A 19,959-nucleotide genomic window follows, 5' to 3' on the forward strand; every position below is an offset into this window, starting at 1 on the left:
AACAGATAAACCTTATTCAATGCAAATTCAACGCGAGGATTTTGAGTTATCTACCAGGTGTCGGGTTGACAAAATTTAGTGTTTACCGCTTTAGGAGAAAGGGAAATTTTGTAAAACGAGGCAAGTAAAATTTATTGCCTTAATTAAAATGTAATCTGCTAGTTGAAATAAAATCAGTGAATTTGTTACACAGCTATTTCTGATAGCACTATCTTTTTTTTACTATAAAAAAGTATGGATAGTTTTACAAGGCAGGATAACCGCTACCTTATGCTCAAGACAATAACTGTTGCAATTCAGTTATAAAAGCTGCTTGTGAGGAATTGATTTTTTGCATTGCTTCTTCAAGGGAAAACCATTCTGCTTTATCTATTTCGGGAAAGCTTTTTAACTGGCCGGATTTTGGCGGCCACTCTATTTCAAAATGGTTGCTTTTTATAGCTGTTGTATCAATATCTTTTTCAACTGCCCATGCATAAATTAATTTACCACTTTTTTGTATTACCATTGTGAGGGGTAGCATTTTTTCTTTTTCAGTAATCGCAAAGCCAGTCTCTTCTTTGAACTCCCGCCTGGCTGCTTCTGGTGCAGATTCTTCATCAGTAAACTCGCCCTTGGGTATAGACCAGCTACCCAGATCTTTATTTTTCCAGAAAGGTCCGCCCGGGTGTACGAGCAACACTACTATTTTTTTAGTTACTCTTTTAAATAATAATATGCCGGCGCTTTGCTTCATTTATAAACTATTTAAAGCGGATGATTGCATTCCTGAATAATTGAAGAAAAACTTAACCGAATGTACGACAGTTTTTCACGGCGGTCGGTATATGGAACGTAATTCAGTGTCGTTTTATCGTGGTATTTTTTTCACGGCTGTTTCCAATTTATTCCCAACACAAGCTTTATTTAATCATACTGTTTAGTCAAGGTATTAAATCATTGATGAGATTATTAAACATGCATAAAGGCATACTATTTGAAAAATAATTAAAAAATAAAACAATGAAAAAAGGTGCTAAAGAAAATAAGCTTGGCGTAGAAAACTCTCTTGTTAATAATATTAATGCACGAAAAGAAAAAGGCGTTTCGAGGAGCAAAAAAGATACAACGGTAAGTAAAAAATCATACACTAAAATGGAAAATAACTGGAAAAAATGACCTTATGGCAAAGTTTACAATTTCTGCAGGAACAGCTAACGGAAAACATGGAAAGTTACTGGTACCAATCCCGAAACAGGCAAATCTATGACCATCCAGGGCGGACAAAAAGGAACACCGGTGGGTAAGCAAAATCCGGATAGCGAACGTTCTTTTGACGCAAGGCAGGATGCAACACCCATGACGCCGAAAAAACACATCAATAAATTATGCTGGGATAATAAGGCGCATATGGGTACAGTTGTTGAAATTCCGGATGGACTTTTTAAACAAAAGAAAAAGGCTTTCTGATGTACTTTTCTTTACAACCCGTTTTAAATGTATTTCCTGTGTTTATTTGCGATTGAAAAAAATGATCTTTCCAGTAAGTCTTTACAGGGTTGATGTTTCAAATTAAGTTACCTCTTTTACCTTACAGCTATTTCAAGAGAAGGAAGTAATTTATTCTTTAATCCTAAGCAATTTTAAAGTCATTTTAATTTATTCTTCTTTTTTAAAAGCGCTGATTATTAGTTGGTCTTTTGACTGAATGTATTTACAACATCAGCTTCTTCTATATTATTTGAATAGTTGTTTTGCCCAGGTTTTTGCTACCAAAGTGGCAAACTTTGGAGCAAAATAAAAATTGCTCACAAAGTAAATTCCACCCTAATTTTACATCGTCATTCGGTTATTATATTAGAGTGTTATTATAAGGCAGGTAATAAATAATGTGATAAACGAATAACACGATCGCCAAAATGTTTGCAGGCATCGTATTATTTTCACCTTAATTTTTTAACCATGAGACAGCTGTTTATAAGCATAACCTTGCTTTTGGCTTTTTTTGTTACCACTGCACAAAACCTTCAATCGCCGGACGGAAAATTTTTTTTAACCTTCACACTGCAGGCGGATGGAACGCCTGTATATAACCTCACATACAAAAGTAAAACGATAATAAAACCCAGCAAACTTGGCCTGGAACTGAAGGATGATAAAAAATCTTTACTGAATGATTTTACTGTCATAAATACAAAAAACACAACGTTTGATGAAACATGGAAACCAGTTTGGGGAGAAGTGAATTCCATCCGCAATCATTATAACGAAATGGCGGTAACACTCACTCAAAAAGAAACCAACCGCCAACTGCTGATTCGTTTTCGGTTGTTTAATGACGGGCTTGGTTTTCGCTATGAATTTCCGCAGCAAAATAACCTGGTGTATTTTACTATAAAAGAAGAACGAACACAGTTTGCAATGCCCGGCGATATTACTGCATTTTGGATACCGGGAGATTATGATACGCAGGAATATGATTATACGCGGTCAAGACTTTCTGAAATTAGAGGCTTGCAGGAAAAAGCCAGGACTGCTAATTTGGCGCAGACTTCCTTCTCACCCACAGGCGTCCAAACATCACTGATGTTGAAAACAGATGATGGCTTGTATATCAATTTGCATGAAGCAGCTTTAATCAATTATGCCTGCATGCATCTGAACCTGGATGATAAAAATATGATTTTTGAATCCTGGTTAACGCCTGATGCAAAAGGAGACAAAGGGTATATACAAGCTCCTGCAGTCTCTCCATGGCGCACCGTTATAGTAAGCGATGATGCCCGGGATATACTTGCTTCAAAAATAACCTACAACCTGAATGAGCCGTGTAAAATACCTGAAACATCCTGGATAAAACCAGTAAAATACATGGGCGTTTGGTGGGAGATGATAACAGGAAAAAGTGCATGGTCGTATACCAATGATTTACCTGCAGTGCAATTGGGCGTAACAGATTTTACAAAAGTAAAGCCCAACGGTACACATGGCGCCAATACTGCCAACGTAAAAAGGTACATCGACTTTGCTGCGCAGAATGGTTTTGATGCGGTGTTGGTAGAAGGCTGGAATGTCGGATGGGAGGACTGGTTTGGGCATTCGAAAGATTACGTATTTGATTTTGTGACCCCTTACCCTGATTTTGATGTGCAGGAATTGCATAATTATGCAGCGTCCAAAGGCATTAAGATGATTATGCATCATGAAACTTCGGGTTCTGTAAGAAACTACGAACGGCATATGGACACTGCCTATAAATTCATGAAGGCAAATGGTTATGATGCAGTGAAGAGTGGCTATGTGGGACCTATATTACCAAGAGGTGAAAATCACTACAGTCAATGGATTGTAAACCATTACCAGTATGCCATTGAAAAAGCGGCCAGCTATAAGATCATGGTGAACGCACATGAGGCGGTGCGCCCAACTGGCATTGCGCGAACCTATCCTAACCTGATAGGCAATGAAGCCGCAAGAGGAACGGAGTACCAGGCATTTGGTGGCTCAAAAGCCAATCATGTAACCGTGCTGCCTTTTACACGACTCATCGGAGGACCAATGGATTATACACCCGGTATTTTCGAAATGGACATCAGCAAGATCAGTCCAGGCAACCATTCGCATTGCAACAGTACTTTGGCAAACCAGCTGGCGTTGTATGTAACGATGTACAGCCCGCTCCAAATGGCGGCGGATCTGCCGGAAAATTATAGCCGGTTTATCGATGCATTTCAGTTTATTAAAGATGTGGCACTTGATTGGGATGACAGCAAATACCTGGAAGCAGAACCCGGGGAATACATTACCGTCGCACGCAAGGCCAAAGGAAAAAACAATTGGTTTATCGGGAACGTTAATGGCGAACAAACCAGAACATCCACCATTGCACTGGATTTTTTAGATGCCGGTAAAAAATATACGGCCACCATTTATGCCGATGCTAAAGAGGCACATTACAAAACCAATCCACAGGCATATACCATTCGTAAAATAACAGTAACCAGTAAATCAAAACTGTCAACTGTTAGTGCGCCTGGTGGCGGTTATGCCATCAGCATTATACCAGGTGTTAGTAAGTGACAATCTTTTTTAAGCAGCTGTTTCAGCGGCGAATGCCGTCCTTTGTGTGATTTTTATTGGTATCATCTTTTGGTTAAAAAAATTGAAGGTCATTTTTTACAGAAACATAAAGCTAGGCTTTGCTGAATGAATTGGAAGTTCAGACGCCAGATTATTGCAGTGCAGTTCAAGAATGCTGAAAGAATTTGCTAAAATTGAATGAAAACGAATGTCTTAGCTTCCGATGCATATAACATACACTCGAATAAACGGGGACGTATTGGTTTGTTTAAAGCAGAAATTCAGTAATGGTAAATTGTAATATTGAACTGTCCGGATTTAATTAGGCCGTTGACCTGATATTGACTCCGGATAATGATTTTGGCGCAAATAAAAATGGACAAACCGGGTTAAATGTCGGTTTGTCCACTTTGCGTTACCCCAACTGTACAATTCTCGAACCATTTTATGGCTGATTTAACCGGGCTCGCCAATCTTTTAAGGGTGTAAAGAATTGGCAGTGTTATTTTCGATCTATTGACTTTCAATGATTCAAAAAAATTAAAAAAAGGTTATGCCTGATTTTTGGGTGACTTGGTGCCGGTCAGATGGCAATTTGTGTTTCGAATTAGTAAAATGAAATAATCCTTCATTGGGCCGTTGGCAACGGTCCAATTGTAAGTGTTTTAATTTTAGTTTTACGCACTTTTTTTGCTAAACTGGCTTAAAACTCGTCAAACACCATGTGACGAATTTAGTCGCAGCCAAATGGTCTGACTACTACTTATAAGCTATTTTCGCAGGAATTGGGAACTGTCACAATACCAGCTTTGGTGCAGGTGGTTAAAACCTCGTCTTTATCCAAATTATTTCATTTCTTATAAATATTAAAGTATTACCCTGATACCTAATTTTTCCAGCGTTGCTACTATGTACTTCACCATGCCTTTAGGGCCGCATAAATAAAGCTGTTTGCTAAAATCTGTTACATGTTGTTTAATAAATACCTGATTTATTTTTCCCGTTGCTTGTATTATTTCCTCTGGTCGAAAGATAAAACGCCTGGTTGCCGAGCATGGCAGAGAGTTCCTTTTCATAGATGATATCGGTTGCCGTTTTATTGGAGAATGGACTGTTACCTAAATGAACCATTGGTTAAATATGCATCGGGTTTTGCCACAACAGATATTTGTTTCAAAGTATTTAATCAACTTGCCGAGTGAAAAGGAATACAGAAGATTATTGAGGAGGAGAAAGAAAAGATAAAGTGATGTTGCTATGGCTTCAGAGGAATTATAAACTGCTTTTAGTGCATGGAAAGTTATTTCGAAAAACAAATCATGCAATGGGATCCGGGTAATATCAAGCTGAAATAGATTGTTCACTTCATATAAATGAATGAGAACCCATTGCACTTCACCTGCCCCGACTTAAAAATGGATAAATGGTTAAGTAATTTACCTTTATCCGGGAACTGACAAGGCTCGTATATTCTATTCTGATTTCGCATTTGGCCACTCTTTCAACTTTTAAAAGCCAATTTGACCGCGGCAGGTAACATAAATCTAAAGGCAGCGCCCTTACCTAATTCGCTTGTCACGTCTATGGTGCTTTGATGCAGTTCCAGTATTTTTTTTACAATGGCTAAACCAATCCCCATGCCGTGTTTGGAGTGGTCAGCATTGTCCAGTTGTTTATGGCGCTCAAAAATATACGCATGGTCTTCCGGCGCAATGCCAACGCCCGTATCAATTACCTGTACCCTCACACCCGAACTTAAACTGGAGAGCTGAATTGTAATGCTTCCACCGGCTTCGGTAAATTTTAAAGCGTTATCTAAAAGGTTTTGCAGCACTCTTTCGGTAAGTGCTATGTCTGCAAATACAGCTGGTAAATTCGGCGTTGCTTCCATCTTTAAATCAATCCCCCTTTCACCGGCTTTCAGTTTATAGGCCATTAAAATATCAGAGGCCAGGTCTCCAATATCAAACGATTCTTTTTCGGGAGTAACGAGGTTGGCCTCCAGTTTAGCATAGTGAAATAACTGATCCACCAGCAGCGACAGCTTTCTTACACTATCATGCACCACGGTTAAATACCGCTCTTCATCACTTGCAGATAACTGATCTTTTTTCATGAGCAACGTTTCTGTGTAGCCCTGCATGATGGATAAGGGTGTACGCAAATCGTGTGACACGTTTGCAATCAATTCCTGCCTGAACCTATCCGTAGCAGTTATCTTTTCAAAATCAGCTACAATAACATCCGCCATTTCATTGAACGTTGAACCGAGTGTTCCTAAATCGCTTCCGGCACCCGCAGTAATACGGGCTTCATAATCTCCTTCTTTGAACCGTTTTACCACCTTCATAATTTCACGGACACTTTTTGTGATGAGTAAAAAAGTAATCACACCCACAATAAACGCAGTGAGAAATGCAAAGCCCAAAATATAGAGCCCCATTCGCCAGTAAAAAAAACGGTTGAGCGGTTGCAGAATTTCCTGTTGTTTTTCGCTTGATAAAACGGCATAAACATAGCCACTCAATCGCTGATTTTCATACACAGGTGCGGCGGAAAAAATACTTGGTTCATCCGGTTGTTTAGGATTATCGCCCAGCGGGTGATGCATAGCGCTGGCAGATAACCATTGCTTCACCAGACTTAAATTTATTTTATGCAATCGTACGGTTGTATCCGGCACAACATAGTCGGTTATATTGCCTGCCGTATCCAGCAGGTACACTTCCACGCTGGGGTTAGCCACCATGGTAGAGTGAATAATATCGTGTGTTACACTTGTATCGGGCCTGCCGTTTTTTATAGGCTGGGTAAAAGTGGCCAGGTGCTGTGCAATATCTTTATACAGCTCCTGGTGCGCAGCGGTATAATACGATTGAGAAAAGCGGTTGGCCAACCAAGCGAACAGCATCCCCAGCACAATCAGCAGCACCGTAAAGACGCTTGCTATCTTCCAAAAAAGCCTGTTTCCCTTTTTGATATTTGATGCTGTCATTACAAGTCTTCGTTAAACCTGTAGCCTATGCCCCAGGTGGTTAAAATAAAATTGGGATTGGTAATATCTGCTTCAATTTTTCCACGAAGCCTGTTGATATGGCTGTTTACGGTGTGTTCATAGCCTTCAAAATCATAACCCCAAACTAAATTCAACAATTGTTTGCGGCTGTAACTCTTGCCTGGGTTGGCTGCCAGCAGGGCAACGAGATCAAACTCTTTGGGCGAAAGATCAATGCGGCTTTGCTGAAGCATGACCCGTCTTTTGTCCAGGTCAATTTCCAATGTTCCCCTGCAAATGATGGATGAAGGCGATATAACAGCAGGTGTTTCCGGGTTTTCCTCTTTTCGTCTGAAAATTACTTTTACCCTTGCAAGAAATTCCCGTACGCTAAATGGTTTTGTCATGTAGTCGTCTGCACCGGTTTCAAGTCCTAGTACTTTATCAATTTCTTCTGACCTGGCAGTCAACATCAATATGGGTGTATGGCGGTCTGTTTGCCTTATTTTTCTGCATATTTCCATACCGTTTAATCCGGGCAACATAATATCAAGGATGATCAGATCAAAACTGCCGGCCCCGGTTTTCTGTAATCCATCCATCCCATTGGAGGCTGCAACAACAGCACAGCCCAAATCTTTCAAATGAATGCTGAGTAACTCAACAATGCTGTCATCATCTTCTATTATTAAAACATTTTTTACGTTCATGGCACTACAAATTTGATGTATATTTTTGATGAAAAACAGGCTGTGATACTTTTGTTATGTTTCTGTAACCGCTTTGGGATATCGGATTTATTTCTTTGTATCCTAAAAAATATAATCATGACAACAAACATTTTAAAATCATGCGCAATGCTCTTAAGTGTTGCTTTACTTGCGGGTTCCTGTAAAAAAGGAGAGAGCCCAATACCAAAATCGCCCTCCATTACTGTAGAAAATGTGCTGGAGAGTAAGTTGCTGGTGCAATCGGGATCGTTTAAAGGTACGGGAACGCCACCGGTGATTTTGCCGGGTCAATCAGTGTCTTTCAGTTTTTCTGCTGCAAAGAATCAACGCCTTACATTCGCTACGATGTATGGGTGGAGCAACGATTTATTTTTTGCACCGGCTAATCCCGGCATCAAATTATACAATGACGATGGTTCACCCATTACAGGTGATGTATCATCGCAAATTAAATTATGGGATAATGGCACCCGCATTAACCAGGCGCCTGGTATGAATGTTATCCATCCGGGAACTGCGGAAACAACAATAAAAAATGTAAAGGAGGTGAGTGGCTCCGATGATTTTGGAAACACCTACCTGCCTGCATCGCAATTGATGAAACTGTCGCTTGCCTATAATGGCAATTCAATGTTCACCATCACTATCATGAACAATTCCGGAGGTACGGCCAATGAAACACCTTTTAGCCCTGGTGTATGGGCCATTTCTTATGTGGCCGGCGGGAATTTACTAATGCCTGAACCTATTTATAGTGATGCAAAGCTTTCAGCTAACGGACTTACAAACATTGCTGAAATGGGGAACAATACTGCGTTGGGTGATTATTTAACCAGCAATACGGGCATATTTACGCCGCTCTCTCCCGTGCTGGTAGTGGTGTACAAAGGAAATGAAAATCCGTTTTATAAAACCGGCGAAAATGACCGGGGTGAGGGATTGAAAGATCTTGCGCAAAAAGGCAATGCAGATATTTTAGCCGCGGCTTTAAGAAATAAACCTACAGTAAAAGCGGTGTATGTTTTAAAAGCGCCCTCCACAACAGTTTTACTTCCGAGGATAAATGGTGCTGCGGGAGGAAAGGTATCACAGCAATTACAAATAAACCCGGGAGATAAAATAGCGATTGCAACAATGTATGGCTTTTCCAACGACTGGTTTTTTGCAACAACAGGCGATGACATTAATTTAAACTCAGCTTATTCCAAGAATGGTAGTGGCGATGTATCTGCCAATATCGGGTTATTCGATAATGGTACAGCCATCAATCAATTTCCCGGTGCAGGTATTACACAATTTAATCTTGCCGGAACACCGCTAAGCGAAAGCAAGCCCATACAGGCAGTGCCTAATCCAAATGGTTTTACAACATTGCCGGCCATTAGCAATATTATAAAGGTGACACTTCAATAAGTTAAAATAAAAGAAACTGGGGAGTAGCCATTTTGATGCATGTTCGAATTGCCGACACAGTAATTGCTCTTATGGTGATTGCAAAAATTAAAGGAGGTTTTCAACCAGTTAAGCGGTTGGGAACCTCCTTTTATTACAAAAGAGAATTAAGCTGTGAAAGCGAGCGCCTTATTGCGGTTTATATTCTTCAAAGGAAGCTCTATATCAGTTTTTTAGTAGCCTGTAAAGTTAAAGAATGCTTATGTCATTTCTGTTTTCAGATATACTTCAAAAGGATTTCGGTAAGTAATTAATTGTAGTATTGTAACTTACTTAAATAAATCGTATCGTTCTGTTGAGAGATTTAATTTGAAAGAGAACCTGTTGTTAGAAAACTATATGTTCTTTACAATTTAAAAATTGAATTTATTTTTTGCCAATGAATATGGAAGTAGAAATATTAAAGCCAGGAGACTGGGTTAAGACCTATGCCGATTATTTGTATTCGCTTGCATTAATAAAAGTGAGTAATAAAGAAACTGCGGAGGACCTTGTTCAGGAAACATTCCTATCGGCATTTAAAGCAAAAGACTCCTTTAAAAATGGGAGTTCAGAAAAAACATGGCTTACAGCGATTCTTAAAAATAAAATCATTGACCACTATCGTAAAAAGGATATTTTAAAGGATGTTAGCAGTTATATTTCCGAAACAAACAAAGGCTTCGACGAGCATTTTTTTGATACGCATAACGGACACTGGTTGATGGAGTCTGCTCCACTGGCCTGGAAGGAATTAGCTGATGCAAAAGTTAACCTGAATGAATTTAATAAGATAATACAATACTGCATTCAAAAAATGCCAACTAAACTGGTACCTGTTTTTGTGGCTAAGTTTTTGGATGAAGCAGAGTCAGACTTAATTTGTAAGGAATTCAACATCACCCCGTCTAATTACTGGGTAATCATCCACAGAGCTAAAGTTTTAATTCGCAGTTGCCTGGAAAAAAACTGGTTTTTGAGTTAAAGAGAAAAAATGAAAATATATCTTTTTAGAAAAACAGTGTTTGACTGTAAACAAGCCACTTTACTTTCTCTTAAAAAGGAAGGAGGAAAAATTACTATAATGGAGAGAGTAAAACTTTTTTACCATTTATTGTATTGTGTTTACTGCCGGCGCTTTGAAAAACAATCTTCAATCATCAACCATCTTGGTGAGGGCGTTATTAATTCAATTTTTACCGATCCACCGCATACGCTCTCTGATAAGGCAAAAGAAAATATTCAACAACAAATTGACAACCCGGGTCAATAATTTTCCTGCCTGAAATATTTTTTTACTTTTTTTATTTTGACTGTAAGGTTTTATTAAGCCGCCCGTCTATTGCATTGTAACCAAATAAAAAGGTCAATAATGCAACAGATAAAATCGCATAAAGTAAGAATTGGTATTTTTTTTACTTCAACCACAAACACCTGTTAGCTGCACCAGCCTGCAGGTAAACCAAGCCGCATGGCTTTACACAAATCTTTTTATAGCGAATAACCATACGGATGATCAGAAGGGAAAATTATCCATCACAATGTGCTGATCATCCATTTTAAACCCTTTAAAGGACATGCATCTTTGTATCGTAAACAAAAAAAACAAATACACACATGAAATCATTTTCAATTTTGCTGCTGGCCTTATTAATATCAGCAGCAAGCTACGCCCAGGATGTTAAGTACTACAATACCAAGGGTACTGCAATAAATGGGTACGACCCGGTTGCCTACTTTTTGCAAAATAAGGCTGTTGAAGGAACTGACAGTTATTCCACCAATTGGAGCGGAAGTAAATGGAAATTTATTTCGCAAGCCAATTTAGACAGTTTTAAAATTGCTCCGGAAAAATATGCGCCGCAATATGGTGGTTACTGTGCTTATGGCTGTAGTGAAAATCACAAGGCACCTACCGATCCAAATGCATTTACAATAGTTGGGAATAAGCTGTACCTGAACTATAGTTTAAAAGTGAAAGAATTATGGTTAAAAGACACTTCAGGTAAAATAAAAGCGGCCGATGCTTACTGGCCCGCTTTAAATAAATAATCAGTAAATACAATTTAAAAAATAAAAAAATGAAAAGGATAATCGGAATAATTTATCTGACTGTATTTACACTGGGTATTGCCAATGCACAGTCTTCAGTAAGGGCAAAAGAATTTAATCTTGAAAAGGGAGTTGCCATCCAGGGATACGATCCAGTCGCTTACTTTTCACAGGATAAAGCTGTAAAAGGCAATCAACAATTTGCTGCTGTGGCAGATGGGGTGACCTATCATTTTTCAAGCGCTGCCAACAAAGATCTATTTGTAAAAGATTATAAAAAGTATGAACCTCAGTATGGTGGCTGGTGCGCCTATGCCATGGGTGCTGCGAACGAGAAAGTGGAGGTAGATCCTGAAACATTTAAAATAGTAAATGGTAAACTTTATCTCTTTTATCACAGTTGGGTAAACAATACACTTAACAAGTGGAACAAAGATGAAGCCAACCTAAAAACGAAAGCAGATAAAAACTGGATGGCCATTTTTCATTGATTATTTTTTATTCAACAACCAACTTAATAAGACACAATATGAGACTGAAAGTAATACTTTCCTGGGCCTTACGAATTGTTGCAGCCCTCATTCTTTTACAGACCTTATATTTCAAATTTACCGGGCATCCGGAATCAGTGGAGTTATTTACAAAATTGGGTGTGGAGCCCTGGGGAAGAATAGGTACCGGTGTAATAGAATTAATCGCAAGCATTTTACTGCTGATTCCTTCAACAGTTTTTGCAGGTGCATTTTTAGGAGTTGGTTTAATGGCCGTGGCTATTGCATCGCATCTTACTGTTATAGGGATAGAATCTAAAGGAGATGGAGGGCAATTATTTATGCTGGCTATTACTGTGATGGTTTGCTGCCTGGTTATTTTGGTATTACACAAGAACCAGGGTATTGCTTTATGGAACAAAGTTTTTAAGAAATAGCCAGGATGTATTTTTTTTATTAATACCAATAACTAACAGTCAACAACAACTACCAAATGCAACGCTTATTTATTTTTTTAATCTGCTTATCAGCCGTGGTTATCTCCTGCAAAAAAATAACACACCAACCATTGCATTAAACGAAATGACTGATACTGCGGCAGTGTTAAAGTACAGTGGTGATTTTACTTCCGGTCCGTTTGGAACAGTAACAGGTAAGGCGGAGATTTATAAAAAGGCAACGGTCATTGGGGTAAAACTAGCAGGGTTCAATTCCAGTAACGGACCCGCGTTGCATGTATTTATTTCAAAAGAAGCCATGCCAGTAAATTTCATTGATTTAGGTGCATTAAAATCTACAACTGGCAACCAGGTGTATACTGTGTCGGGGATGCCAGACTTTATGGACTATAGATACATTTCTATTCACTGTGTAGCATACAACCATCTTTTTGGATCAGCCTTGTTACAATAAAAAATACTGTATGGTTTTTATTCAAATTACCGAACAATTGAAATCGCTGAGCAACCTCTTGTTGTTGTTAAACGACAAGCAATACAACCAGAAAATTGCATTTCTCGGGAATGCCAGTATCGGCGGCCACACCAGGCATATTATTGAGTTATTGAAATGTGCTACGGATGGTTATCATACCGGCACTGTGGATTATTTAAACAGGGGAAGAGATTTGGCAATTGAAAGGGATAAGTCATTTGCAATGCAGGAATTAAGTCTAGTCGTGGAACAGATTATACAGTCCGATAAACAAATGAATTTAGTAATTGAATGCTGTGAAGAAAATGCACTCAATGATGTTACCACTACTTATTTCAGGGAAATTGTTTACAACGCAGAACATGCTATTCATCACCTGGCTTTAATTCGGGTAGCCTTAAGAGAAATGCAATTAGAAATAGTGGGCGATGATTTTGGTATGGCTTATTCTACTATTAAATATCTCGCTACCCAACATAAAACTCAAAATTAAGCACAATGCACAAGCGTATTTTATTGGTATTTGCCTTTATTGCTGGTTTCGCTACCATAGCTAGTGCCCAGGATAGCAGCAAATTTTATTTTACAACGGCGGTTGGATTATTTGCACCTGTTTCTTCATTTTCAAAAGCCTATGAAAATTCCCTGGCTTTAAATTCAGGGATTGAATATCAATTCAGCAAGCGTTATTTTACACAATTTGTGCTGGACTTTAATGCAGTTAAATACAATCAACAGGTAAAGGATGAAAGTTCTTCCTATCTGTTTCAGCATACCAACAGCTCAGTATTTTTAGCCGGGTTTAACCTGGGCAGAAATATTTCAATCAGTAAGACTGGTAAATTCTTTGTATCTCCCTATGTTGGTTTGGGCTATGCCAATATTGGTGAGCCAAGATTGACGGTAAAGAATACTGGTATCATAGAACAGCAGGTTACCAGAATGACTGGCATATATGCAAAACAAGGTGCAAGAATTGGGTATCGTACTTCTTCAAAAATTCTTCAAACGCTTTATGTAGATGTGGCTTATTTGTCGGCTAATATTCATGTTCAGGATAGCCGGCCAACCGCTTTTTCGTTTTTAGCAGGGACACGGTTTGGGTTTTAAATTTTAATCGTTATAGTTATGTGTACAGTGGTCTTTATACCAAAGGGGGATAAATATTTCTTTGCATCATTAAGGGATGAGAGCCCGTCACGCCCAAAGGCTGTGGTACCTGATATTTATAAAGAGGGAAATGCTGTTATATTATCTCCGATAGATGCTATGGCAGGCGGCACATGGCTGGGGGTAACGGAATCAGGTAGTGTTATCATCTTATTAAATGGTGGTTTTGAAAAACATGAGCGTAAAACAAATTACCGGAAAAGCAGGGGGCTCATTGTTGCTGAATTATTAGCATCCAACTTACCGGTCGGGAATTGGAATTTGATGGATATGCAGGATGTAGAACCTTTTACATTAGTGGTTTGGAATGAAGGAAATTTGTTTCAATTGGTTTGGGATGGAGAACATAAGCATGGAACATTATTAAAATCCGGTCAACCTTATATTTGGTCATCTTCCACCCTGTACGATCAACAAGCGAGAATGCATCGGAGTGAATTATTTCGGCAATGGATAGGGATAAATACGCCAGTTTCTTCGCTATCGGTATTTAACTTTTTTAAATCATATACGGAAAGTGAGAATGGTTTTTTAATGAACAGGAATGAGCAAACAAAAACTTTGAGTTACACTTTTATTGAACTTCAAACAGATGATTCAGCAAGAATGCAATATCATGATTTTCTGAATGATAGTTTTCATGACAAGAAAATTTGGTTTAACAACGGCACTAAAAATTTGCGGCCTTCTAAATAGGTTTTACATAAAGTATAGTAAATAAAGTCTCATTGATTCAGGTGGTCATGTCAATAAAAATTTTACAACGTAAAGCTAATGGCCAATTCTTATGCTTAACAACCAGATAAGTCCGTTTGAGTATGTATCCATATTGGTCTCAATAATTCTAGGCCTTGGCATTACACAAATACTATCGGCGTTTTCTGATTTGTTATATAATTATAAAAAAGTAAGGTTTTACTGGCCGCATACTTTTTGGATTGTTTTTATCCTGTTTCTTCATATCCAGGATTGGTTTATTACTTATCAGTTAAAAGATAAACCGGTATGGCATTTACCTGAATTGTTTTTTATACTGCTGTATCCAATTTCGCTTTTTTGTGTCGCCAAAATGTTGTTACCAACCAACGAAAGAGAAGAGCGAAATGAAATGAAACTATTTTACAAAAGTCAATATCCATTACTATTTATCATTGTTGGAATAAGCATTTTCATCTCGATACTCTTTAATTATTTCTTTTTAAAGGAAAGCCCGTTACAGCAGATACCACTACTAATTTTTTTAAGTGTAATGCTTTATACGGCCCTTAAAAAAGTTGACAATGAAATGTTGCATGGGGCTATAGCAAGCGCTATTATTTTAGCCTCTCTCGTATCGGTCGTTCTTGAAGAAAACGTTTGGATAATCAAATAAAATAGTATGAGCAATCTAACAAAATTTAAATTCAGGTCTTTTTACATAAAGACTTTTAGCTGGGAGTATTGGCCCATGTGGCTTGTTTATTTCCCCGTTAGTTTTTATTATATCTACCTCGCTATAAAGGCCAGATCATTCTTTTTCTTTTCTGCTTCGAACCCTTCTATTGAAACAGGCGGAATGTTTTTTGAAAGCAAATGGAGTATTTTTAAATTGATACCAAAGGAATATTATCCATCTACTGTATTGGTTAATAAGGAGGATGATGTTACGGTAATTTCAACAAAAATGAAAGGTGCTGGTATCGAATTCCCGGTAATAGCTAAACCGGACAGAGGTGAAAGGGGATGGTGCGTAAGGAAGATTGCTTCAGCAAATGAGCTTGTATGTTATAAAAAGGCAATGAGAGTTGACTTCCTGATACAGGCCTATGTGCATTACCCATTGGAGTTTAGTATTTTTTATTATAGAAGCCCACACAGTGAAAAGGGAAGTTTAACCTCCGTTACGTTAAAGAAGCTGTTAACTGTAACCGGAGATGGATATGCTACCATTGAAGAGTTGATTAAGCGTAACAACCGTTCTTTTTTACAATACTTTAAACTAAAGCAGAACAAGCAAATTGACTTCAGCCGGATTTTAGCATTAGGCGAACAGGAAGTATTGGTTCCTTATGGTAATCATGTATTGGGAGCTATGTTCCTGGATTATAACCACATCATTGATGAAGCATTGGTAAATACTTTTGATTATATCAGTAAACAAATTGACGGCTTTTATTTTGGCAGGTATGATTTGCGATGCACCAGTATTGAGGATTTAAAGATGGGAAAAAATATAGCTATACTTGAATTAAATGGTGCCGGGGCAGAGCCATCACATATTTATGATCCCCGCTTTTCATTTTTTAAAGCCCAAAAAGTTATCGCAAACCATTACAGGATGATGTACCAGGCAGCATTTATTAATAAACAGGCTGGCGTTCCCTTTATGTCTTTTAAATCTTTTAAGAATACCAGGAAGTTGGAAAAAGAATATAAACAAAGCGTGCATTTTATATGAGTATGATTGGCATACCGGTTGGGTTTTATGGATATCTTTTTCCTGGCAATATCAATTTAATGGTAGTAGCGTTATATGGTGCAAAAAAGTTCAAATTGCTCTTGATCATACTAACCCTGATTGTTGTATTTGAAAGTATTTATTGCGGTGTATCACTTACATTTTTAAATGCCATTAAGAGCAACAGTAGCTTTTATAAGTTGATTGAAATCATTTCTTATGTGTTGATTTTTATAATGGGGTTATGGATGATGGTAGAAAAGAAGCATAATAAAAATGCTACACATCAAAATACAATCATCAGGGGAGTTTTTAGTATTGTCATTCACCCGCAACAAATTCCGTTTTGGGTAGTTGCCGGAGTTTTGGTAAACAAGGCCGTCCGGTTAGATATAAATAGTGGAGCCTTGCTGCTGTTTATTTTATACAATGCGATTGGTACTCTATTGGCAATGTTCACCTATATGATTTTTGGAAAAAAATTATTAAACTACTTTAGGCTTAACATTTCCCATGTAAATAAAGGTATGGGTTCTGCATATATAATATTGGTCATTTATCACTTGTTTTCTTTTTAAGTATTTCCGTTAGCGATTTTTTATTGGTAAGAATTAACCCTGCATTATAACAAGGCATTTATCTTCATTGCAATTTTTCTGACGCAATTATTTCAGTAAAAATTATCCATCCTATTGCGTACATCCTCCATTTTATAGCGGCATTATCCGTGGCATCTTTGCATTGTCAATAACGACATCAAAAATTAAAAAAATACAAAATGAAAAATTTCACAGTTCCAACCAGAGAACAAGTAGGTACAACCAATCAGGGCATTTTTGACACATTACACAAAGCATTGGGCTTTGTTCCAAACCTGTATGCAACCATCGCCTATTCAGAAAATGGCTTGGCTAAATACCTGGCTTATCAAAATTCAAAAACCAGTTTAAGCAACAAAGAAAAAGAAGCAGTAAACCTTGTAGTAAGCCAGGTTAACAATTGTGTGTATTGCCAAAGCGCACATATTGTAATCGGCAAAATGAATGGCTTTACTGATGAACAATTAACGGATATCCGCAAAGGAAAAGCAACAGATGCTAAATTGAATGCACTGGTTCAGTTAGCTGAAAGCATTACAAAAAATCGTGGCAATGCTGATGCATTTTTAGTTGACAACTTTTATGCCCAAGGTTACACCAACGAAAACCTGGTTGACCTAATTCTTCAGGTTAGTGATAAAACGGCTATGAACTATTTGCATAACCTTACAAAAGTGCCTGTAGATTTTCCTTTAGCTCCAGCATTATAAATCATTAGAGCTGCTGCATTTCTTTTACAGTGCCTTCTATATAAAACGGTACATTTTTATTAGTGGTAACTGATAAAATGAAAAGCCAAAGAACCCGTCCCAAAAGCAATTGCGGGGCGGCTTTTTATTTATAACGACTTACTAAATATTTAGGCTTAATAATCAATAGTAAGGCGTTGTACTTTAAGACATAGATCTTTGCGTGGAAATAGTAAAAAAGTGACAATTGTCCATCCTTTAGTGAAAATCCTCCATCCAAATTTATTTTGCATACCTGCAAATTTACATTGCAATTTAAAACAAAATGAATTAGACCATTTCTCTCTTGTTTTATTTTAGCCATTATAAATAGATAAACCAACACTAACATGACAACTCAACTTGAATCGATTCGCCGGCAACAGAAAGACTCGTGGAATAAAATTTCATCCGGCTGGAAAAAATGGGATCACATTACCATGGAGTTTTTAAAGCCAATGGGGGATGAAATTATCCGCACACTTAATATTAAGGATGATGACATCGTATTGGATGTGGCGGCAGGTACAGGAGAGCCCGGTCTTACTATAGCCACTATGCTCACCAGCGGAAAAGTTTTCATTACAGATATTGCAGAAAATATGGTGGAGATAGCCCGTGAAAATGCAATCATGCGAAGCATTAAAAATGTAGAAACTATTACTGCCGAAGTTAGCGAGCTTCCATTTGCGGATAATACATTTGATGTAATAAGTTGTCGATTTGGATTTATGTTTTTTCCGGACATGGAATTGGCTGCCAAAGAAATGGTTCGGGTTCTTAAGCCGGGAGGAAGAATTGCAACGTCTGTATGGAATGCAGGGGAAAAGAATTTTTGGGTTACTGCCATTATGAATGTGATTCATAAAAACATTGAAATGCCTGCGCCGCTTCCAGGTGCGCCGGGAATGTTTCGTTGTGCAGCCAAAGGCTTTATGGCTGATTTATTCAGCAAGGCGGGACTGAAGAATGTTGCTGAAACAGAAGTATCGGGTAAATTAAATTGTGGAGACGCAGAGGGGTATTGGAACTTTATGAACGAAGTGGCTGGCCCTGTAGCAGCGGCGCTTGGTAAAGTAGATGAGCAGTTAAAAGCTACCATAAAAAATGAAGTGATTGAATCAATTAATAAACGATACCCTGTTGGTAAAACCATGGTTGATTCAAACGGTATTATTATTTGTGGAGAGAAATAGTTAACTACTTCCAAGGGCAGAACTCACTTCATATCCCGGATCTTATTTATTAATTAATGCTGCGATAATGATATTGTGCAAGGGCTTATGTAGTTTTAAGAATGAAATGGAGAAAAATTATGAAGCGGTCGTTCTTTGGGATTGCGATGTTCCTGGTGATATGGTTAGTAATAGCCCAGAGTTGTATGAAATTCAGAATAAGCGACAGCAAAGCCAAAAAGAATTTTGAAAAAACAGGCGTGGTTTTAACAGTTGCAACAGTAAAAGTTAATGGAGCCAATATGCATTATGCCAAAACCGGAAACGACACTTTGCCAACCATTGTTTTTGTGCATGGATCACCTGGAAGCTGGGACGCATTTGCTCAGTATATGCAGGACAAAGATTTGTTGATGAAGTACCGGATGATTTCAATTGACCGTCCGGGATTTGGTTACAGTGATTTTGGCAATGCACAACATATAGAAGACCAATCGGCCCTTATAAGCCCTCTATTTAAATTATGGAGAAACGGTAAGCCGTTATACCTTGTTGGCCATTCATTGGGTGGCCCAATGATTATACAATTGAATGCTGATAATCCCCGCCTTTTCGATGGGCTGGTTTTATTGGCTGGCTCTGTTGATCCTGCTGAAGAAAAAAAAGAAAGCTGGCGCTATATCCTGGACGCAGGTATAGTAAGTTATTTGGTGCCGGGTGCTATGCGTCCGAGCAACACTGAATTAAAAGGTAATGTACTGAAAAATAGTTGGTGATTTTTTGTGTCAAAATCCTTTTATTGCAGATGTTAATCTTAAGAGGAAGTAGGCTCTGCTGGAGAGCAACCTGCCAGCAATATGATTAATGCAAGACAATGATAAAAAGCAGCCTTTAGGGGGTTGCTTTTTAGTTTATATTATTGGATTGCTGCATGGCTAAGGAAAACTCAAAGCTTGGATTTGTTTCTGAAGTAGATATACCATTTGATGAAGTTGATTCGGTTGTTTTTGGTTAATCCTCTGTGCAGGTCAAGATGGTTTTTAAGATGCCCAAAGTAAGATTCTATTCCATTGGTTGTTTTGGGAATATTGGGGTTGTCTAAATAACAAAACATATTGGGCAATGCTCTTTTAATCGTGAAAAATGAACGTCTGATTA

At 38.1% G+C, this 19,959-nt stretch carries 24 protein-coding genes; 19 read left to right on the forward strand and 5 right to left on the reverse strand.

Features of this window, described 5'->3' with window-relative positions; translation table 11 throughout:
- Nucleotides 1-274: 274 nt before the first annotated feature.
- Nucleotides 275-736: an NUDIX hydrolase gene (locus tag QWZ08_RS04255; RefSeq protein ID WP_290335980.1), complete on the reverse strand. Its 462-nt coding sequence runs from the start codon at nt 734-736 to the stop codon at nt 275-277.
- 266 nt (nt 737-1,002) lie between these two features.
- Between QWZ08_RS04255 and QWZ08_RS04260 the strand changes: the two genes are divergently transcribed.
- From QWZ08_RS04260 to QWZ08_RS04270, 3 genes are all read left to right on the forward strand, one after another.
- Nucleotides 1,003-1,158, forward strand: a complete 156-nt coding sequence (locus tag QWZ08_RS04260; RefSeq protein ID WP_290335981.1) for a hypothetical protein — start codon at nt 1,003-1,005, stop codon at nt 1,156-1,158.
- An 87-nt stretch (nt 1,159-1,245) separates the two neighbouring features.
- Complete coding sequence (locus QWZ08_RS04265; RefSeq protein WP_290335982.1) at nt 1,246-1,449, forward strand: hypothetical protein; 204 nt, start codon at nt 1,246-1,248, stop codon at nt 1,447-1,449.
- 492 nt (nt 1,450-1,941) lie between these two features.
- Nucleotides 1,942-4,059, forward strand: coding sequence for a glycoside hydrolase family 97 protein (locus QWZ08_RS04270; protein ID WP_290335984.1), 2,118 nt, complete (start codon nt 1,942-1,944; stop codon nt 4,057-4,059).
- 975 nt (nt 4,060-5,034) lie between these two features.
- Here QWZ08_RS04270 and QWZ08_RS04275 read toward each other — a convergent pair.
- The 3 genes from QWZ08_RS04275 to QWZ08_RS04285 form a co-directional block, all read right to left on the reverse strand.
- The gene (locus QWZ08_RS04275) at nt 5,035-5,190 is read right to left on the reverse strand and encodes a hypothetical protein (RefSeq protein ID WP_290335986.1); all 156 of its coding nucleotides are present in this window, start codon (nt 5,188-5,190) and stop codon (nt 5,035-5,037) included.
- A 370-nt stretch (nt 5,191-5,560) separates the two neighbouring features.
- Nucleotides 5,561-7,054, reverse strand: a complete 1,494-nt coding sequence (locus tag QWZ08_RS04280) for a sensor histidine kinase (protein ID WP_290335987.1) — start codon at nt 7,052-7,054, stop codon at nt 5,561-5,563.
- The gene (locus QWZ08_RS04285; RefSeq protein ID WP_290335988.1) at nt 7,054-7,764 is read right to left on the reverse strand and encodes a response regulator transcription factor; all 711 of its coding nucleotides are present in this window, start codon (nt 7,762-7,764) and stop codon (nt 7,054-7,056) included. The genes QWZ08_RS04280 and QWZ08_RS04285 overlap by 1 nt, the downstream gene beginning before the upstream one ends.
- 117 nt (nt 7,765-7,881) lie before the next feature.
- Here QWZ08_RS04285 and QWZ08_RS04290 point away from each other — a divergent pair, with 117 nt between their 5' ends.
- The 16 genes from QWZ08_RS04290 (at nt 7,882) to QWZ08_RS04365 (ending at nt 19,577) form a co-directional block, all read left to right on the forward strand.
- Nucleotides 7,882-9,198: a spondin domain-containing protein gene (locus tag QWZ08_RS04290; RefSeq protein WP_290335989.1), complete on the forward strand. Its 1,317-nt coding sequence runs from the start codon at nt 7,882-7,884 to the stop codon at nt 9,196-9,198.
- 418 nt (nt 9,199-9,616) lie between these two features.
- Nucleotides 9,617-10,201: a sigma-70 family RNA polymerase sigma factor gene (locus QWZ08_RS04295; RefSeq protein WP_290335990.1), complete on the forward strand. Its 585-nt coding sequence runs from the start codon at nt 9,617-9,619 to the stop codon at nt 10,199-10,201.
- Between the two features lie 9 nt (nt 10,202-10,210).
- Nucleotides 10,211-10,489, forward strand: a complete 279-nt coding sequence (locus QWZ08_RS04300; protein WP_290335992.1) for a hypothetical protein — start codon at nt 10,211-10,213, stop codon at nt 10,487-10,489.
- A 344-nt stretch (nt 10,490-10,833) separates the two neighbouring features.
- Nucleotides 10,834-11,268: a YHS domain-containing (seleno)protein gene (locus QWZ08_RS04305; protein WP_290335993.1), complete on the forward strand. Its 435-nt coding sequence runs from the start codon at nt 10,834-10,836 to the stop codon at nt 11,266-11,268.
- A 29-nt stretch (nt 11,269-11,297) separates the two neighbouring features.
- A complete protein-coding gene (locus QWZ08_RS04310) occupies nt 11,298-11,759 on the forward strand; it encodes a YHS domain-containing (seleno)protein (protein WP_290335994.1) in 462 nt (153 codons plus the stop codon).
- Between the two features lie 38 nt (nt 11,760-11,797).
- The gene (locus tag QWZ08_RS04315; protein WP_290335996.1) at nt 11,798-12,196 is read left to right on the forward strand and encodes a DoxX family protein; all 399 of its coding nucleotides are present in this window, start codon (nt 11,798-11,800) and stop codon (nt 12,194-12,196) included.
- 145 nt (nt 12,197-12,341) lie between these two features.
- Nucleotides 12,342-12,671, forward strand: a complete 330-nt coding sequence (locus tag QWZ08_RS04320) for a DM13 domain-containing protein (protein ID WP_290335997.1) — start codon at nt 12,342-12,344, stop codon at nt 12,669-12,671.
- Between the two features lie 10 nt (nt 12,672-12,681).
- Entirely contained in the window at nt 12,682-13,185 is a 504-nt protein-coding gene (locus QWZ08_RS04325; RefSeq protein WP_290335999.1) for a hypothetical protein, read from the forward strand.
- Between the two features lie 5 nt (nt 13,186-13,190).
- The gene (locus tag QWZ08_RS04330; RefSeq protein ID WP_290336000.1) at nt 13,191-13,802 is read left to right on the forward strand and encodes an autotransporter domain-containing protein; all 612 of its coding nucleotides are present in this window, start codon (nt 13,191-13,193) and stop codon (nt 13,800-13,802) included.
- Between the two features lie 18 nt (nt 13,803-13,820).
- Nucleotides 13,821-14,558, forward strand: a complete 738-nt coding sequence (locus QWZ08_RS04335; RefSeq protein ID WP_290336001.1) for an NRDE family protein — start codon at nt 13,821-13,823, stop codon at nt 14,556-14,558.
- Nucleotides 14,559-14,649: 91 nt separating this feature from the next.
- A complete protein-coding gene (locus QWZ08_RS04340) occupies nt 14,650-15,234 on the forward strand; it encodes a hypothetical protein (protein ID WP_290336002.1) in 585 nt (194 codons plus the stop codon).
- A gap of 6 nt (nt 15,235-15,240) precedes the next feature.
- Nucleotides 15,241-16,299, forward strand: coding sequence for a hypothetical protein (locus QWZ08_RS04345; RefSeq protein ID WP_290336003.1), 1,059 nt, complete (start codon nt 15,241-15,243; stop codon nt 16,297-16,299).
- The gene (locus QWZ08_RS04350) at nt 16,296-16,877 is read left to right on the forward strand and encodes a hypothetical protein (RefSeq protein WP_290336004.1); all 582 of its coding nucleotides are present in this window, start codon (nt 16,296-16,298) and stop codon (nt 16,875-16,877) included. Before QWZ08_RS04345 ends, QWZ08_RS04350 begins: the two co-directional genes overlap by 4 nt.
- Before the next feature lie 200 nt (nt 16,878-17,077).
- On the forward strand, nt 17,078-17,608 hold the full coding sequence (locus QWZ08_RS04355; RefSeq protein WP_290336005.1) for a carboxymuconolactone decarboxylase family protein: 531 nt from the start codon (nt 17,078-17,080) through the stop codon (nt 17,606-17,608).
- A gap of 368 nt (nt 17,609-17,976) precedes the next feature.
- A complete protein-coding gene (locus QWZ08_RS04360) occupies nt 17,977-18,822 on the forward strand; it encodes a class I SAM-dependent methyltransferase (protein WP_290336006.1) in 846 nt (281 codons plus the stop codon).
- Nucleotides 18,823-18,941: 119 nt separating this feature from the next.
- On the forward strand, nt 18,942-19,577 hold the full coding sequence (locus QWZ08_RS04365; protein ID WP_290336007.1) for an alpha/beta fold hydrolase: 636 nt from the start codon (nt 18,942-18,944) through the stop codon (nt 19,575-19,577).
- A gap of 170 nt (nt 19,578-19,747) precedes the next feature.
- Here the strand turns inward: QWZ08_RS04365 and QWZ08_RS04370 are convergent.
- Nucleotides 19,748-19,959: hypothetical protein (locus tag QWZ08_RS04370; RefSeq protein WP_290336008.1), on the reverse strand; the 212-nt coding region annotated here is incomplete at its 5' end.

Origin of the sequence: Ferruginibacter paludis, assembly GCF_030409685.1 — a bacterium.
Classification (GTDB): Bacteria; Bacteroidota; Bacteroidia; order Chitinophagales; family Chitinophagaceae; genus Ferruginibacter; species Ferruginibacter paludis.

What these genes read in the sequence shown, in the direction of transcription:
- QWZ08_RS04255 (WP_290335980.1), bottom strand. Translation starts at nt 736, where the DNA reads ATGAAGCAAAGCGCCGGCATATTATTATTTAAAAGAGTAACTAAAAAA.
- QWZ08_RS04260 (WP_290335981.1), top strand. Translation starts at nt 1,003, where the DNA reads ATGAAAAAAGGTGCTAAAGAAAATAAGCTTGGCGTAGAAAACTCTCTT.
- QWZ08_RS04265 (WP_290335982.1), top strand. Translation starts at nt 1,246, where the DNA reads ATGACCATCCAGGGCGGACAAAAAGGAACACCGGTGGGTAAGCAAAAT.
- QWZ08_RS04270 (WP_290335984.1), top strand. Translation starts at nt 1,942, where the DNA reads ATGAGACAGCTGTTTATAAGCATAACCTTGCTTTTGGCTTTTTTTGTT.
- QWZ08_RS04275 (WP_290335986.1), bottom strand. Translation starts at nt 5,190, where the DNA reads ATGGTTCATTTAGGTAACAGTCCATTCTCCAATAAAACGGCAACCGAT.
- QWZ08_RS04280 (WP_290335987.1), bottom strand. Translation starts at nt 7,054, where the DNA reads ATGACAGCATCAAATATCAAAAAGGGAAACAGGCTTTTTTGGAAGATA.
- QWZ08_RS04285 (WP_290335988.1), bottom strand. Translation starts at nt 7,764, where the DNA reads ATGAACGTAAAAAATGTTTTAATAATAGAAGATGATGACAGCATTGTT.
- QWZ08_RS04290 (WP_290335989.1), top strand. Translation starts at nt 7,882, where the DNA reads ATGACAACAAACATTTTAAAATCATGCGCAATGCTCTTAAGTGTTGCT.
- QWZ08_RS04295 (WP_290335990.1), top strand. Translation starts at nt 9,617, where the DNA reads ATGAATATGGAAGTAGAAATATTAAAGCCAGGAGACTGGGTTAAGACC.
- QWZ08_RS04300 (WP_290335992.1), top strand. Translation starts at nt 10,211, where the DNA reads ATGAAAATATATCTTTTTAGAAAAACAGTGTTTGACTGTAAACAAGCC.
- QWZ08_RS04305 (WP_290335993.1), top strand. Translation starts at nt 10,834, where the DNA reads ATGAAATCATTTTCAATTTTGCTGCTGGCCTTATTAATATCAGCAGCA.
- QWZ08_RS04310 (WP_290335994.1), top strand. Translation starts at nt 11,298, where the DNA reads ATGAAAAGGATAATCGGAATAATTTATCTGACTGTATTTACACTGGGT.
- QWZ08_RS04315 (WP_290335996.1), top strand. Translation starts at nt 11,798, where the DNA reads ATGAGACTGAAAGTAATACTTTCCTGGGCCTTACGAATTGTTGCAGCC.
- QWZ08_RS04320 (WP_290335997.1), top strand. Translation starts at nt 12,342, where the DNA reads ATGACTGATACTGCGGCAGTGTTAAAGTACAGTGGTGATTTTACTTCC.
- QWZ08_RS04325 (WP_290335999.1), top strand. Translation starts at nt 12,682, where the DNA reads ATGGTTTTTATTCAAATTACCGAACAATTGAAATCGCTGAGCAACCTC.
- QWZ08_RS04330 (WP_290336000.1), top strand. Translation starts at nt 13,191, where the DNA reads ATGCACAAGCGTATTTTATTGGTATTTGCCTTTATTGCTGGTTTCGCT.
- QWZ08_RS04335 (WP_290336001.1), top strand. Translation starts at nt 13,821, where the DNA reads ATGTGTACAGTGGTCTTTATACCAAAGGGGGATAAATATTTCTTTGCA.
- QWZ08_RS04340 (WP_290336002.1), top strand. Translation starts at nt 14,650, where the DNA reads ATGCTTAACAACCAGATAAGTCCGTTTGAGTATGTATCCATATTGGTC.
- QWZ08_RS04345 (WP_290336003.1), top strand. Translation starts at nt 15,241, where the DNA reads ATGAGCAATCTAACAAAATTTAAATTCAGGTCTTTTTACATAAAGACT.
- QWZ08_RS04350 (WP_290336004.1), top strand. Translation starts at nt 16,296, where the DNA reads ATGAGTATGATTGGCATACCGGTTGGGTTTTATGGATATCTTTTTCCT.
- QWZ08_RS04355 (WP_290336005.1), top strand. Translation starts at nt 17,078, where the DNA reads ATGAAAAATTTCACAGTTCCAACCAGAGAACAAGTAGGTACAACCAAT.
- QWZ08_RS04360 (WP_290336006.1), top strand. Translation starts at nt 17,977, where the DNA reads ATGACAACTCAACTTGAATCGATTCGCCGGCAACAGAAAGACTCGTGG.
- QWZ08_RS04365 (WP_290336007.1), top strand. Translation starts at nt 18,942, where the DNA reads ATGAAGCGGTCGTTCTTTGGGATTGCGATGTTCCTGGTGATATGGTTA.